This window comes from Phenylobacterium sp., from assembly GCF_041916435.1.
In the GTDB taxonomy this organism is placed as follows: Bacteria; Pseudomonadota; Alphaproteobacteria; order Caulobacterales; family Caulobacteraceae; genus Phenylobacterium.
This window is the reverse complement of record NZ_JAYRZM010000007.1, coordinates 1-13,424: the sequence shown is the minus strand read 5'-3', so window position 1 is coordinate 13,424 and position 13,424 is coordinate 1. Positions and strand designations below refer to the sequence as shown.

The 13,424-nt window shown below is 70.7% G+C and carries 15 protein-coding genes and 1 pseudogene; 11 read left to right on the top strand and 5 right to left on the bottom strand.

Annotated elements, in window-relative coordinates:
* Positions 1–3 precede the first annotated feature (3 nt).
* The 5 genes from trbL to ACE3TA_RS19285 are packed head-to-tail and all read left to right on the top strand — an operon-like array spanning position 4 to position 4,392.
* Positions 4–1,251, top strand: a complete 1,248-nt coding sequence (gene trbL, locus ACE3TA_RS19305) for a P-type conjugative transfer protein TrbL (RefSeq protein WP_374575965.1) — start codon at positions 4–6, stop codon at positions 1,249–1,251.
* 3 nt (positions 1,252–1,254) lie between these two features.
* Positions 1,255–1,938 (top strand): conjugal transfer protein TrbF, encoded by a 684-nt coding sequence (gene trbF, locus ACE3TA_RS19300; RefSeq protein WP_374575964.1) that lies wholly within the window; start codon positions 1,255–1,257, stop codon positions 1,936–1,938.
* Positions 1,935–2,942: a P-type conjugative transfer protein TrbG gene (gene trbG, locus ACE3TA_RS19295; RefSeq protein WP_374575963.1), complete on the top strand. Its 1,008-nt coding sequence runs from the start codon at positions 1,935–1,937 to the stop codon at positions 2,940–2,942. The genes trbF and trbG overlap by 4 nt, the downstream gene beginning before the upstream one ends.
* On the top strand, positions 2,939–4,156 hold the full coding sequence (locus ACE3TA_RS19290; protein WP_374575962.1) for a TrbI/VirB10 family protein: 1,218 nt from the start codon (positions 2,939–2,941) through the stop codon (positions 4,154–4,156). Before trbG ends, ACE3TA_RS19290 begins: the two co-directional genes overlap by 4 nt.
* A complete protein-coding gene (locus ACE3TA_RS19285; RefSeq protein WP_374575961.1) occupies positions 4,156–4,392 on the top strand; it encodes a DUF2274 domain-containing protein in 237 nt (78 codons plus the stop codon). Before ACE3TA_RS19290 ends, ACE3TA_RS19285 begins: the two co-directional genes overlap by 1 nt.
* Here the strand turns inward: ACE3TA_RS19285 and ACE3TA_RS19280 are convergent.
* Positions 4,349–5,362 (bottom strand): LysR family transcriptional regulator, encoded by a 1,014-nt coding sequence (locus ACE3TA_RS19280; protein ID WP_374575960.1) that lies wholly within the window; start codon positions 5,360–5,362, stop codon positions 4,349–4,351. The two genes, ACE3TA_RS19285 and ACE3TA_RS19280, sit on opposite strands and share 44 nt — an antisense overlap.
* Positions 5,363–5,538: 176 nt before the next feature.
* On the opposite strand from ACE3TA_RS19280, the gene ACE3TA_RS19275 reads away from it, so the two are divergent.
* The 3 genes from ACE3TA_RS19275 to ACE3TA_RS19265 are packed head-to-tail and all read left to right on the top strand — an operon-like array spanning position 5,539 to position 7,283.
* Positions 5,539–5,832, top strand: coding sequence for a DUF1778 domain-containing protein (locus ACE3TA_RS19275; protein WP_374575959.1), 294 nt, complete (start codon positions 5,539–5,541; stop codon positions 5,830–5,832).
* A gap of 3 nt (positions 5,833–5,835) precedes the next feature.
* Entirely contained in the window at positions 5,836–6,372 is a 537-nt protein-coding gene (locus ACE3TA_RS19270; protein ID WP_374575958.1) for an N-acetyltransferase, read from the top strand.
* Positions 6,369–7,283: a HEPN domain-containing protein gene (locus ACE3TA_RS19265; RefSeq protein ID WP_374575957.1), complete on the top strand. Its 915-nt coding sequence runs from the start codon at positions 6,369–6,371 to the stop codon at positions 7,281–7,283. The genes ACE3TA_RS19270 and ACE3TA_RS19265 overlap by 4 nt, the downstream gene beginning before the upstream one ends.
* 834 nt (positions 7,284–8,117) lie before the next feature.
* Here the strand turns inward: ACE3TA_RS19265 and ACE3TA_RS19260 are convergent.
* The 3 genes from ACE3TA_RS19260 to ACE3TA_RS19250 are packed head-to-tail and all read right to left on the bottom strand — an operon-like array spanning position 8,118 to position 9,821.
* Positions 8,118–8,591 (bottom strand): DUF1348 family protein, encoded by a 474-nt coding sequence (locus ACE3TA_RS19260; RefSeq protein ID WP_374575956.1) that lies wholly within the window; start codon positions 8,589–8,591, stop codon positions 8,118–8,120.
* A gap of 2 nt (positions 8,592–8,593) precedes the next feature.
* Complete coding sequence (locus ACE3TA_RS19255; protein ID WP_374575955.1) at positions 8,594–9,220, bottom strand: pyridoxamine 5'-phosphate oxidase family protein; 627 nt, start codon at positions 9,218–9,220, stop codon at positions 8,594–8,596.
* A gap of 55 nt (positions 9,221–9,275) precedes the next feature.
* On the bottom strand, positions 9,276–9,821 hold the full coding sequence (locus ACE3TA_RS19250) for a carboxymuconolactone decarboxylase family protein (protein WP_374575954.1): 546 nt from the start codon (positions 9,819–9,821) through the stop codon (positions 9,276–9,278).
* 117 nt (positions 9,822–9,938) lie between these two features.
* Between ACE3TA_RS19250 and ACE3TA_RS19245 the strand changes: the two genes are divergently transcribed.
* Positions 9,939–10,829 (top strand): LysR family transcriptional regulator, encoded by an 891-nt coding sequence (locus ACE3TA_RS19245; RefSeq protein WP_374575953.1) that lies wholly within the window; start codon positions 9,939–9,941, stop codon positions 10,827–10,829.
* Between the two features lie 26 nt (positions 10,830–10,855).
* Positions 10,856–11,106, top strand: a pseudogene (locus ACE3TA_RS19240) (transposase zinc-binding domain-containing protein); the annotation flags it as partial.
* Between the two features lie 127 nt (positions 11,107–11,233).
* Here ACE3TA_RS19240 and ACE3TA_RS19235 read toward each other — a convergent pair.
* Positions 11,234–12,664: an efflux transporter outer membrane subunit gene (locus ACE3TA_RS19235; protein ID WP_374575952.1), complete on the bottom strand. Its 1,431-nt coding sequence runs from the start codon at positions 12,662–12,664 to the stop codon at positions 11,234–11,236.
* Between the two features lie 156 nt (positions 12,665–12,820).
* On the opposite strand from ACE3TA_RS19235, the gene ACE3TA_RS19230 reads away from it, so the two are divergent.
* Positions 12,821–13,424 (top strand): biotin/lipoyl-binding protein (locus tag ACE3TA_RS19230; RefSeq protein WP_374575951.1); only part of this gene is annotated, 604 nt, incomplete at its 3' end.

Sequence of the window (13,424 nt, the reverse complement as noted above, 5' to 3'; positions counted from 1 at the left end):
GCCATGGGCGGAACCGGCGTCATCGACCGCTTCCTGGACACCTTCACGTCCTACATCGATAGCGGCTTCGGCCTCCTCCACGGCGAAGTCGCCTTCATCGCCACCACCCTCATCGTCATCGACGTGACGCTCGCCGCCCTCTTCTGGACCTGGTCCGAGGGCGAGGACCTGATGGCGCGGCTGGTGCGCAAGACCCTCTTCGTCGGCGCCTTCGCCTACATCATCGGCAACTGGAACCGCCTCGCCCGCATCGTCTTCGAGAGCTTCGCGGGCCTAGGCCTCAAGGCCGCCGGCGGCGGGCTCTCCGCCGCCGATCTGTTGCGGCCCGGCCGCGTCGCCCAGGTCGGCCTCGACGCCGGACATCCCCTGCTGGAGTCGATCTCGGGCCTGATGGGCTACGTCGCCTTCTTCGAGAATTTCATCCAGATCTCCGTGCTGTTCCTCGCCTGGCTGATCGTGCTGCTCTGCTTCTTCATCCTGGCCGTGCAGCTCTTCGTCACCCTGATCGAGTTCAAACTCACCACGCTCGCCGGCTTCATGCTCGTGCCCTTCGGGCTCTTCGGTAAGACCGCCTTCCTCGCCGAGCGGGTGCTGGGCAACGTCGTGGCCTCGGGCGTCAAGGTGATGGTGCTGGCCGTCATCGTCGGCATCGGCTCGACCCTCTTTTCCACCTTCACCGCAGGATTCGGCGCGGGCCAGCCGACCATCGAGGACGTACTGACGCTGGTCCTGGCGGCGATCGCGCTCCTGGGCTTAGGCATCTTCGGTCCGGGCATCGCGAACGGCCTGATCTCCGGCGGTCCGCAATTGGGCGCCGGGGCGGCGGTCGGCACGGGACTCGCCGCCGGGGGCGTGCTCGCCGCGGGCGCGGCGGCCGCGACGCTGGGCGTCGGCGGCGTGGCCGCCGGCGCGGCGGGCGTGGTGCGAGGCGCCGCCGGTCTGGCCGGCGCCGCGGCGGGCGGATGGCGCGCCGGGGGCGCCCTGGGCCTCGCCCGGGCCGCCGCCAGCCCGCTGCGCCGCGCGGCCACCGACCTTGGCGCGAGGTTCCATGCCGGTCAGGCCGCTCAAGGCGCCGGCGCGGCCGCGGCCCCGTCGCCCCCTCCCCCGTCCCCGCAAGGTCCGCCACCCTGGGCGCGCCGGCTGCGCCGCGAGCAGGCGCTGGGCCAAGGCGCCGCGGCCGCCAGCCATGCCGTCCGCGAGGGCGACGGCGGCGGCGCCGGGACCTCTGTCGACCTCTCAGAAGGATCCTGATCCATGTTCCGACGCCCCTCCGTCCACTATGGCGCGACCCCACCGCTCGACACGCCTTACGCCCGCGCGCGCCAGGCCTGGGATGCACGGATCGGCGAGGTGGCCGTCACCGGCCGCCGGGTCTGGACCCTGGCGCTCTGCGAAGGCGCCGCGATCATCGTGCTCGCCGGCGCGCTCGCTTGGGTGACCCTGCGCGGCAGCGTCGTGCCCTGGGTGGTCGAGGTCGACCGTCTCGGCGAGGCCCGCGCGATCGCGCCGGCCACCGCCGACTTCCACCCGAGCGACCCACAGATCGCCTTCCATCTCGCCCGCTTCATCGAGGCCGTGCGCAGCCTGCCGGCCGATCCGATCGTGCTGCGCCAGAACTGGCTCTCCGCCTACGATTTCACTACCGATCGCGGGGCCCTGGCGCTCAACGACTATGCCCGCCAGGCCGACCCCTTCGCCGAGGTCGGAAAGACGGAAGTCGCCGTGGACGTCTCGAGCGTCATCCGCGCCTCACCGACGAGCTTCCGGGTCGCCTGGACCGAGCGCCGCTACCAGGACGGCGCGCTGGCCGCCACCGAGCGCTGGTCGGCGATCCTCACCCTCGTCCTGCAGCCGCCCCAAGACGCCGAGCGCCTGCGCAGGAACCCCCTGGGCGTCTACGTCACCGCCATCAACTGGTCGAAGGAACTCAGCCAATGACGCCGTCCGCCCTCGCCTGTCCCTCGCTGGCGGCCCTCGCCGCCCTCCTCGTCGGCCCCGGTTGCGCCGCGATCCCAAAGGCGCCCCTGCGCCAGGCCAGTGTTCCCGTGGCGGCGGTCCTGACGCCCGCCATCCTGGCGCCCGCGCCCGTCCTCCCGCCGCCGCCGGCCCTACCGGCGCCCCAGCCCGGACAGCTAAAGCCCATGCCGAGCCGCGCGCCCGCGATCGCGCCCCTCGACGGTCCGCCCCGCCGCGTAGCGCTGGCCAACGCCGACGCGCGAATCCAGCCCACCCGGGACGGCTTCGTCAACGCCATGCAGCGCTACGCCTACGCCGACGGCGCGCTCTATCAAGTCTACGCCGCGCCCGGACAGGTCACCGACATCGCCCTCGAACCCGGCGAGACCCTGGTCGGCGCCGGCGCGGTCGCGGCTGGCGACACGGTGCGCTGGATCATCGGCGACACCGAGAGCGGCGCGGGCGCGTTCCGGCGCGTCCATGTGCTCTTGAAACCCACCGCCCACGACCTCGTCACCAACCTGATCATCAACACCGACCGGCGGACCTATCACCTGGAGCTGCGCGCCACGCCGGCCACCTACATGGCCGAGGTCTCCTGGACCTATCCCCAGGACGCGCTGATCGCGCTACGCGCCAAGGCGAGCGAGGCCGCCGCCACCGCCCCGGCGGCCAGCGGCCTCGACCTGGACGCCCTCGACTTCGGCTATCGCATCGAGGGCGACAAGGTCCCCTGGCGGCCGATCCGCGCCTTTGACGACGGCAAGCGGGTCTATATCGAGTTCCCGACGAACGTCGGGCAGGACGAGATGCCGCCGCTCTTCGTCCTGGGCGCCGGCCGCCAAGGTGAGTTGGTCAACTATCGGATCGCCGGCCGGCGGATGATCGTCGATCGCCTGTTCGCGGTCGCCGAGCTACGCCTGGGCGACAAGCATGACGCCCGCCGCGTCCGCATCGTCCGCGCGACGCCCGAGGCCCGGCGATGAGCGACGCCCTCCCCGATCCCGGCCAGGGCCCGTCCGCAGACGCCTTCCGCCTGCGCGTGCCGGCCCCGCGCGTCACCCGCCTCTCCCGCAAGGTCCTGGCCGGTCTCGCCGCCGTGACGGCGGCGGGCGTGGGCGGCGCGCTCGTCGTCGCCCTGCAGCATCGCCCCACCGACAAGGTTCACGCCAATCCGGTCAATATCGACGGGAAGGCGATGGCCGAGGCGCTCGCCGGCGCGCCGAAGGACTACAGCCAGATCCCCAGGCTCGGCCCGCCGCTGCCTGGCGATCTCGGCCGGCCAATCGTCGCAGCAAACGCCGCCGGCGCCGGCGTCAGCCCGCCCTCGATCGGCGGCACGCCAGGTGCGAGCGCGGCGAGCAAGCCGCCCGATCCGGCGGTGGAGCGGGTCCGCCAGACGCGCGAGGCGGCCCGCACGAGCCGCCTCTTCGCGGCGGATAGTCCTGGTGGGTTGGCTGAGGTTGGCGCAGCCAGTTCCACCGCCCCCTCTAGCGCGTCATCGGCGGAAGCGGCGCCGACCATCGCGGCGGCCGCGCCGACCGGCCAGGCGGCCAAGCACGCCTTCCTCACCGGGACGGGCGCACCGACACCCACCGTCGCGCCGGGACGCCTCACGCCACCGGTCTCGCCCTATGTCCTGCAGGCGGGCAGCGTCATCCCCGCGGCATTGATCACCGGCCTGCGCTCAGACCTGCCTGGCCAAATCACCGCCCAGGTCACCCAGAACGTCTATGACAGCCCGTCGGGCCGGCTACTGCTCATCCCGCAAGGCGCGCGGCTGATCGGTGAATACGACTCCAGCGTGGCCTGGGGCCAGAATCGCGCGCTGCTGGTCTGGACGCGGCTGATCCTGCCAGGCGGGGCCTCGATCCCCCTCGATCGCGAGCCCGGGGCCGACCCGCAGGGGTTCGCGGGCCTTGAGGACCGCGTCGACCAACACTGGGGCCGGATCGTCCGCGCCACACTTGTCTCGACCTTGCTGGGCGTCGGCGCCGAGACGGGCTCCAGCAACAACGACAGCGACCTGGTCACCGCCTTGCGCCGCGGCACGCAGGACACCTCGAACCAGACCGGTCAGGCCCTGGTGCGCCGCGAGCTCGACGTCCAGCCCACGCTCACCATCCGTCCCGGTTCTCCCGTGCGGGTGATCGTCACCCGCGACCTCGTCCTCGCCCCCTTGCCGCAGGAGACCCGCTGATGGGCAAGCTGAAGCTCGGCCCGCTCGCCGACGATCGCCCCGTGCGCCTCACCATCGACCTGCCGGCGAGCGTCCACCGCCTGCTCACGGCCTACGCCGCGGCCTTGGCGCGCGAGACCGGCCAGCCGGTCGGCGAGCCCGCCAAGCTCATTGTGCCGATGATCGAGCGCTTCATGTCGACCGATCGCGGCTTCATCCGCGGCCAGCGGACCAGCGCCCCGCAGGATCCGCCGTGACCTCGCTGGCGAGCCGCAGCGCACGCCGCAGGACAAGCTTGTCGTTGCGGGGCGACCAGGCGGCGCGGAAGCCGAGATCGCCGCGGGAGATGGGCCGGGCCACCAGATCCGCGCCCAACCGTCCCGCCTGCGACGCAGGGAGGACAGCAATCCCCTGCCCCAATGCCGCCAGGTCCAGGACCGTCGCGGCCGAGGCGGAGGCAGCGGGGTTGGAGGGCGCAGTATCCCTGCGGCTCCGACCGATCGCCAAGCCAATCGCGCCGTCAGGAACGAGCAGCGGCGTTGCGGCAAGGTCCCGCCACGTCAGACGCGCCTTGCCGGCGCCCGGATGATCGGTCCGCATCACCGCCAGCAGGGCCTCCCGCCAGAGCGGGGCGGTGAGCAGGCCATGGGCCTCGACGCCGTCAGGAACGATCGCGAGGTCGATCTGGCGCAGCGCTACGGCCGCCAGGAGTTGATCGGGCGATCCCTCCGTCAGCGCGAAGCTCGCCGGGACGTGTGACCCGACCAGCCGGCGCAGCAGGTCCGACAAAGCCCCCCGCCCGGGCGGCTGCACCAGGCCGATGCGCAAGACGCCCCGCTCGATGCGGGCCGCGGCGCCCGCAACGTCCGCCGCTTCCGCCAGGTGCGTTACCGCCTCGCGTGCGCGCGCCAGGAACGCTCGCCCGGCGCGGGTCAGGCGCACGCCGCCGGCTTCACGCTTGAAGAGCGTCGTGCCCAGGCGATCCTCAAGCTCCCGCACGCGGCGGCTGATCGTGGACTGCTGGATGTTGAGGCTGGCGGCCGCGCGGCGGAAGCTGCCCTCTTCGGCGGCGCTCAGCACGTAGCGCAGGTGGTTGAGCTTCATCCCCAGTGGCACCGCCGCGGCGAATCCACCGGCCGCGGCCCTCGCCGAATACGTCCCTTGGTGCGCGACCGATCCCAGGATGCTCGCTCCCTCCTCCGGCGATCCCATGACCGGCGTGCCCATTCCGGCAGCCGCAGGCGGCTATAGCCAGCCTATAGCTCGAATATATCTTTCAAATATAGGGGCTTGGCCGGATATCCTGCGATCTCCCGCCGCACGACGGCGGTCCAGCCAGGAGGCCTGACGCCTTGAACCGCACGGCGATTTACCGTACAAATGGCGCACCGAAAGGATGCGCCATGACCTCCCCATCCTCCCGCCGCGCACGCGGGTCGCACGAGCTCAAGAAGGAGCGCATCGAGCTGCGCGTTGCGCCTTCCGCCAAGGCGCTGATCCAGCGCGCCTCCGCCGTCAGCGGCCTCACGGCCGGCGACCTCGCCTATGAAGGCGCGCGCCGGGTCCTCGACGAGCATGAGCGCATGATGCTGACCGGCGCCGATCGCGACGCCTTCCTCGACGCGGTGCGACGCCCACCGAAGCCGGCCGATCGTCTCGTCCAGGCCCTGCGCGGGCATCGCGACCAGGTGCGCTGAGGTTTGGCGCTCACCGTCGAGCCACTCCAAAACGCTCACGACCGCAAGGCCTTCGCCTGCGGCCAGCCCGGCCTCGACGACTGGTTCAAGCGCCGGGCCGGCCAGGACGAGCGGCGCAATCTCGCCCGCGTCTTCGTGGCGCTCGACGACGACCTGGGCGTCCTCGGCTTCTATTCGCTGAGCGCCTTCACCCTGGCGCTGGAGGATCTGCCACCGGACCTGGCGGGCAAGCTTCCCCGCTCTGACGCCATCCCGGCCGCGCTCATCCGACGGCTGGCGCGAGATCTCAGGGTCAAGGGTCAGGGCGTCGGCGACCTGCTGCTGGCGGACGCCCTCCAGCGGATTCTCGGCGTCACCGGTGACCTCGCCGTCTTCGCCATCCTGGTCAACGCCGAGGATGAGGCAGCGCGCGTCTTCTATGCGGCTTTTGGGTTCAAGCCCTTCCCGGACAGGCCAAATCGGCTCTTCCTACTCACCTCGACGGTGGCCGCAGCGGCCGAACTCGCCGAGCCTCGTGTCTCCCACGGCCCGCCCCGATGAAGAAGCGCCTCGACCACCTGCCCACCGGCAAGCGCCACGAACTGAGGTTCGTGGTCGAGGTCGTGCGCGAGGGCTTCGCCGCCGCCGTCGCGCACCGCACGGCGCCGCGGTTCCGCGAAGGCCGCATCCTGAAGATCATCCTGTTCGGATCCTATGCCCGCGGAGATTGGGTCGAGGACCCCGTCGGCCGCTACTTCTCGGACTACGACCTCCTGGTGGTCGTCACCCACGAGGACCTCGCCGATCCCGGCGAATTCTGGCTCGCGACCGAGGAGCGGCTGCTCGCCGAGCTCGCTTCCGGCGAGCGCCTGCGTACCCCGGTCAGCCTGATCGTCCACAGCATGGACGACGTGAACGAGAAGCTGCGGCTCGGCCGCTACTTCTTCATGGACATCCTGCGCGAAGGGATCGTGCTCTTCGAGGAGCCGGATCATCCGTTCGTCAATCCCGAGCCGCTGCCGCCCGCGGCGGCGCTGAAGGAGGCGCAGGAGTATTATGAGGAGTGGTTGGAGAGCGCAGAGCAGTTCTATCGGCAGTACCGGCACGCAGTTGCTGACGGCGCTCCAAAGGTGGCCGCATTCGACCTACATCAGACGGCAGAGCGCCTGTACCACTGCTACTTCCTGGTCCTGACGCTCTATAGCCCCAAGACCCACAATCTGAACCGTCTACGGGCGTTGGCCGAGGGGATGGACGCTCGGCTCAAGGAGGTCTGGCCGTCGGCCACCAAGTTCGAACGCCGCTGCTACGAGCTCATCCGCGCCGCCTATGTGAAGGCGCGCTACTCGCGCCACTACAAGATCACGGCCGAGGAGCTCGAGTGGCTGGGCGGACGCATCGACCAACTCCGCAACCTCGTCAGGACCCTCTGTGAGGAACGCCTCGAAGCCCTCGCCCGCGAAGCCGGCTGAAGAACGGGGAGTCGGGGAGGTGGAAAGACCGTGCGACGATCCCTACGGGTTTTAGCGCCGAAGCCCCTGGACATGCCCGCAGGCCCCCCGACGGCCGCAACCTACCGCACAAGAACGAACGCAACGAGGGGGAGGATAGCACGGGAGCAGGAGTCTCGCCGGAAAGCGGAACTCGAGCCCCCATCAATTGACCACAGCTAAAGCTGGCCTCGATCGGCGGTGATCGACCCGCCCGCCCCAACGCCAGCACAATTCCAACCGCCAGCACCGGGAACACTGGGCGCCCCGGCGCCGGATAAAGTCGCCAGTCGGCGGGGTATTGAAAGCCGCCCAAGCCGGCCGGCATCGGCGCGGCTCGCACCGCATTCGGCGCGGCATGATCCGCAGTGGCTGCAAGCCATGACTCGGCGCGCCCGCGCAGCCGCGTCAGCAGTGCACGATAGATCAGGCAGCCGGTCACGAACGCGACCGCAAGCGCCAGGCCGCCGCCCGCCTCGCCCCATTCCTACCGAATGCTGATCAGTGCGGCACCGCCGGTCGCCGCCGCGATGGATCCGGCTCCGGCGACAGAGCCATGCACTTGGACCAAGCCTGCGGCGGCCGCGACCGCGAGGGTCACCAGCGGCGCCCGAGCGACCAAGCGCCAGCGCACGCCGGCTCGCCCGCCCCTCCGGGCCCGGGGCTCCAGCGCGAGGCCCGTGGCCTCCGGCAACTGGATCATCGCCAGCTATCCCAGATCGACGAACTGCGGCGCGCCGCTCGCCATCAGGGCGGCCCAAATCCCCAGCACGCCGAGCGCCAAGGCAGTCATCCGCAGGCCAGGCGAGCCGACCATCAGAAGCCCACCTCGCTGAGGCCCGGATGATCGTCGGGGCGGCGCCCTGACGGCCACAGGAACGCACGTTCCGACGCGGCGATCGGCAGGTCGTTGATGCTGGCGTAGCGCCGTTGCATCAGGCCCGCCTCATCGAATTCCCACATCTCGTTGCCGTAGGAGCGATACCACTGCCCGTGGGTGTCATGATGCTCGTAGGCGAAGCGCACCGCAATGCGGTTCTCCCGGAAGCTCCAGAGCTCCTTGATCAGCCTGTAGTCGAGTTCGCGCGACCACTTGCGCGTCAGGAAGGCCTCGATGGCCGGCCGGCCTTCAAGGAATTCGGCGCGGTTGCGCCACAGGCTGTCGGGTGAATAGGCGAGCGCCACACGGGCGGGGTCGCGCGTGTTCCAGGCGTCCTCGGCCAGACGCACTTTGCGGACGGCGCTCTCCATTGTGAAGGGCGGGCGCGGCGGCGGTTCGGTCGAGATCATGGTCAGCCTCCTTGGGCGGCCAGGCGGGCGCGCAGCTCACGGTTTTCGGTCTCGAGCCGCGCCATGCGCTCGCGCTCGGGGACAAGCGAATCGGCAAGCTCGGCGGGCGTAAAGCGCGGGGTGATGTGCTGGGGGCAGTTCCAGTCGAAGGCTTCGAGCGCGATCTTCAGGATGCGCTCGGGCCGGCCGCGATAGCCGTCGGCGACCACGCTGCGGGCCAGCTCCCGGTCGCCATCCAGGCCCACCGACGTTATGCGGCCGTAGATCTTGAGGCGGCGGCGATTGGGATAATCCATCAGGAACAGGCACACCCGCGCGTTGGCGGCCGCGTTGCCCAGCGTCAGGTACTGCCGGTTGCCGCGGAAATCGGCGAAGGCCAGCGTGCGCTCGTCCAGCAGGCGCAGAAATCCCGGCGGCCCGCCTCGATGCTGCACGTAAGGCCAGCCGGTCTCGGACACGGTGGCGACGTAGAAGCTGTCGCGCGCGGCGATGAAATCGGCCTCGTTGGGGGTGAAACGGTCCGACGCGCGGTCCGCCTCGAGGCTCGACCACAGCGCCGCCGATCCGTTGGCGGCCTGCGCGGCCTGCACGCTGGTTGTGATTGCGATGCCGAGAAAGCCGTAGCTCATGGGGATCATCTCCAGGTGGTGAGGTGCGGCCGGCGGGCCGGCCGCACCCGTCGGATCAGGCCGCCTCCGCGGTCAGGCATACGGGGAAGTCGATTTCGGTCTTGGCGACGTTGTTGATGAGGTTGGTGAGGAAGTTCTGGGCCACGACCGCGACAATCTCGATGACCTGGGCGTCGGTGAAGCCGGCGGCGCGGACCGCGTCGAGGTCGGCGACCTCGATCCGACCGCGCGTCTCGGCGACCTTCTTGCCGAACCGCACGGCCGCATCAGCCTTGGCGTCGGTGGAGGCGCCCTGGCGGTTGAGGGCAATCTCTTCGGGCGTCAGGCTCGCTAGGTTCAGGCCCAGGTAGGTGTGGGCGGACAGGCAGTAGTCGCAGCCGTTCGCCTGGGCCGTGGCGACGGCCAGACGCTCGCGGGTCTTCACGTCCAGCGCCTTGGCGAGGGCGCCAGACAGGCTCGTCATGCCCGTAAGCGCGGCCGGGCTGAGGGCGACGAGCCGGTAGAGGTTCGGCACAACGCCCAGCTGGACATTGACGGCGTCGAGAATGGAGTGCGAGGCGGCCGGGGCGGCGTCTCGGGCGGGAATGGCGATGCGGGACATGGGAAACTCCTTGGCTGGATCGGCGGCGGCACCGCGATGGCCAAGGTGTAGACGTTCTCAAAAATCCAGGTTATCCCGCCATTTTGAGAATACTAATTCCATTAATTGGAAGAATGTATGGATCGGCTCGAAGCCATGGCGATCTTCGTCGCTATCGTGGACACCGGGAGCCTATCGGCCGCAGGACGGCGGCTGGGCATGCCCCTGCCGACTATCAGCCGCAAGCTCACCCATCTGGAAACTCACCTTCAGACCAGCCTGCTCGTCCGATCGACACGCAAGCTGGCCTTGACGGACGCCGGTACGAGCTTCCTCGCATCGGCGCGACGCATTCTGGATCAGGTGGACGAGGCCGAGCGATCGGCGGCCGGGGAATATCTGGCGCCGAAGGGCGAACTGCTGGTCGCGGCCCCGATCCTGTTCGGACGGCTCCATGTCCTGCCCCTGGTGAACGCCTTCCTCGCGCGTCATCCCGAGGTCCGGGTTCGCCTAGAACTCTCCGACCGGAATACCGACATCATCGAGGACCACATCGACGTCGCGGTCCGTATCGGCCCGCTTCCCGACAGCACGTTGGTCGCGACCCGCGTCGGCGCCGTTCGGAGCGTTTTCTGCGCCAGCCCGGCATACCTGGCCGCGCATGGAACCCCGCGGACGGAGGCGGATCTCGACCGTCTCGACGCCATCGTCTTCAGCGCGCTCGGCGAGCGCGATACCTGGCCTGGCTCGTCCAGGGAACGCGGTCGCACGCGGCTGACGGTGACGACGGCGGAGTCTGCGCTCGACGCGGCGATTGAAGGGATCGGCGTGACGCGAATCTTGTCCTATCAGGCGGCGGCGGCGGTGCGGGAGGGGCGTCTGCAATTGATCCTCAGACACTTGGACGGTCCGAGCCTCGATGTGAGCCTGATACATGCGGGCCAAGGCCGCGTCGCGCTGAAGGCGCGGGCCTTTCTGGACATGGCCGCGCCCCACCTGACACAGGAGTTAGCGCATCTCTCGCGGTGAGCGCCGGTCGAGGACTCCTGTGCGCCATGGGAGACATCCTGCGCGCTCACGGCGAGGCCTTCCGCCGGGCGCATGCCGGACGCCTGAGCCTCCGACAGCTCAAGGTGATGCGGCCATCGAGGCCTGCCGCACCGCCTGGCTCGGCGGCCACGTCGCCCGCTGCGACGGCTGCGAGCGGCTGGCGGTGAGCGACAACTCCTGCCGCAACCGCCACTGCCCGAAGCGCCAGGGCGCGGCGGCCAGGGTCTGGCTCGCGGAGCGCGAGGTGGACTTGCTCCGGCGGCGACTCGGGGAGTTGAGATGCCGGCCAACGAATGGCGCAGGCAAAGCCTTCAACAATCGTACTGGCCGCCGGCGACCGGCGTATCCCACAGGTCACATGACATGAAAGACTCTGCTTCCTGTTAGACCGCCCCGAGCGCCCGATAGAGGTCAATCGATGCCTCCACCGCAGCGGTCCTAGCCAGCACGCTCTGGTCCTTAGCCTGCCATAACTCCTGGTCGGCCTGCAGCACCGGGTCCCGCGTCGCCGCGCCCACCTCGTGCGCGCGGGCCGCGGCGCGGCGAACGCCCTGCATCGAATCGACGAACGCCGCGATCCGCCGGGCCCGCTCCGCCGAGCCGCGCACCGAGGAAAGCGCCGTGTCGATTTCCGCGACCGCCTGTTCCACCGTCGAGCGATAGGTCGCCAGCGCCTCGGCCTCGCGCCCCTTGGCTGAGCGCAGGTCGGCGTTCAGCCGCCCCCAGTCCAGGATCCGCCAGCGCACCGAGGCGCCGCCGGCCCACAGGCGCGCCTCAGGGTCGAACAGTTGCTCCGGCTCGGTGCGCGAATAGCCGACCAACCCGCCCAAGCTCACCGAGGGATAGTACTCCGCCAGCGCTGCTCGCACCCCGGCGTGTGCGGCGGCGACGGCCCGTTCGGCGGCCGCCACGTCCGGCCGGCGCGCCACCGCCGCGACCGGCGCGTCCAGCACCGCCTCGGGCAGGGCTGCCGGAAGCTCGCCCGGCGCCGCCAGCAGCTCCCAGCTGTGGCCCAGCGGCGCGCCTTGCAACAGGTCGAGCGCGTCCGCCGTCCGCTCCAGCCCCGTCTGGAGCTGCGGCTGGGCGGCCTGCAGCGCCGCCAGTTGCGCCTGCGCCTTGCGCGCCTCGACCATCGCCCCCTCGCCCACCGCCGCCCGGCGCTCGGCCAGGCGCAGCGCCTGCCCGGCCAGGTCGACGCGGGCGCCCAGCGCGATCTTCCGCTGCTGCAGGCTACGCAATATGACATAGGCCCGGGCCGTTTCCGCGGCCACCGCCACCCGCGTCGCCCGCGCCTTCTCCGCCTCCGACTCGACCAAGGCCGAGCGCGCCTCGCGCGCCTGCTTGAGCCTGCCGAACAGGTCCGCCTCCCAGCCCACCGCCAGCACGCTGCTGTAGAGATCGGTCTCGCGGCCCGCTTGGAACGCCCCCAGCAGCCGGCCCTCCGGACTGAGCGTGCTGTCCGAGCCACGGCCGGCGCTCGCCGCCGCCGCGCCGATGGGCAGCGACAGCGCTCGGGCCTCGTCGAACGCGGCCCTCGCCTGCTCGATTCGCGCCTGGGCGATCTCCAACTCGGCGTTGGCCTTTAGCGCGCGCTCGACGCAGGCGCTGAGTTGCGGATCGCCCAGCCCATTCCACCAGGACGCGAGCGCCACGGCCGTATCGCCGCTCGCCGCGCCCTGGGAGGGGAAGGCGGCCGGCAGGTTTGGTTGCGGCGCAATATAGGGATGACCGACCGCGCAGGCCGAAACGACGCCTGTCGTGGACACCGTGGCGAGGGTTGAAAAAGCGCGCAGACAGGCCCGCCGCGTGATCATCCGTACTTCTCCTGGCTTGGAGCCGATCAAATTTTCCCCCGGCTCGCACCGGCCGCAGTCTGCGCTTTGCTGCCGGCACGCGCTGTGCTCTGGATCAATTCATGCTGCGCCGCAGCGCGCTAGGGTGATTTTCAGTTTCGCAAGTCGGTGCAACCAATGCGATTGAACATCAAACGGCTCACGCCGGTCCTCCTGGCCCTCGTCGTCCTGGCCGCCGCTGGCGGCTATCTGGTCTGGCGCGCGCAGAATCACGACGGCCTTCCGCCGGGAATCGCCCAGGCCAACGGGCGGGTCGAGCTGCAGCGCTACATCGTCGCCGCCAAGATGGCCGGACGTCTCGTCTCGGTCGTCCCGCGCGAGGGCGACGAGGTGTCCGCCGGCGCCGTGCTGGCGACGCAGGAGACCTCTCAGCTCGACGCCAGGGCCGCCGCGGCCAGCGCCAACATCGCCGCCGCCCGCGAGGCGCAGGTCCGCGCCGCCGCCGAGGTCCGCGCCCGCCGCGCGGCGCTGGATCTGGCCCGCACCGAAACCCGGCGCGCCGACGAGTTGGTCGACGACGAGGCCGTCTCCCGCGCCGACGCCGACCGGCGGCGCACCCAGCGCGACGCCGCCGAACAGGCCCTGGCCGGCGCGCAGGCCGCCGAGGCCCAGGCCCAGGCGATGGTGGCGGCGGCCGACGCCCAGCTCGCCGAGGTCCGCTCGGCGATCGCCGACGCCCAGTTGAAGGCCCCGGCCGCCGGCCGTGTGGAGTACCGCCTGC

Excerpts from the sequence above, each read along its gene's own strand:
- trbL (WP_374575965.1), top strand. The coding sequence starts at position 4 with ATGGGCGGAACCGGCGTCATCGACCGCTTCCTGGACACCTTCACGTCC.
- trbF (WP_374575964.1), top strand. The coding sequence starts at position 1,255 with ATGTTCCGACGCCCCTCCGTCCACTATGGCGCGACCCCACCGCTCGAC.
- trbG (WP_374575963.1), top strand. The coding sequence starts at position 1,935 with ATGACGCCGTCCGCCCTCGCCTGTCCCTCGCTGGCGGCCCTCGCCGCC.
- ACE3TA_RS19290 (WP_374575962.1), top strand. The coding sequence starts at position 2,939 with ATGAGCGACGCCCTCCCCGATCCCGGCCAGGGCCCGTCCGCAGACGCC.
- ACE3TA_RS19285 (WP_374575961.1), top strand. The coding sequence starts at position 4,156 with ATGGGCAAGCTGAAGCTCGGCCCGCTCGCCGACGATCGCCCCGTGCGC.
- ACE3TA_RS19280 (WP_374575960.1), bottom strand. The coding sequence starts at position 5,362 with ATGGGCACGCCGGTCATGGGATCGCCGGAGGAGGGAGCGAGCATCCTG.
- ACE3TA_RS19275 (WP_374575959.1), top strand. The coding sequence starts at position 5,539 with ATGACCTCCCCATCCTCCCGCCGCGCACGCGGGTCGCACGAGCTCAAG.
- ACE3TA_RS19265 (WP_374575957.1), top strand. The coding sequence starts at position 6,369 with ATGAAGAAGCGCCTCGACCACCTGCCCACCGGCAAGCGCCACGAACTG.
- ACE3TA_RS19260 (WP_374575956.1), bottom strand. The coding sequence starts at position 8,591 with ATGATCTCGACCGAACCGCCGCCGCGCCCGCCCTTCACAATGGAGAGC.
- ACE3TA_RS19255 (WP_374575955.1), bottom strand. The coding sequence starts at position 9,220 with ATGAGCTACGGCTTTCTCGGCATCGCAATCACAACCAGCGTGCAGGCC.
- ACE3TA_RS19250 (WP_374575954.1), bottom strand. The coding sequence starts at position 9,821 with ATGTCCCGCATCGCCATTCCCGCCCGAGACGCCGCCCCGGCCGCCTCG.
- ACE3TA_RS19245 (WP_374575953.1), top strand. The coding sequence starts at position 9,939 with ATGGATCGGCTCGAAGCCATGGCGATCTTCGTCGCTATCGTGGACACC.
- ACE3TA_RS19235 (WP_374575952.1), bottom strand. The coding sequence starts at position 12,664 with ATGATCACGCGGCGGGCCTGTCTGCGCGCTTTTTCAACCCTCGCCACG.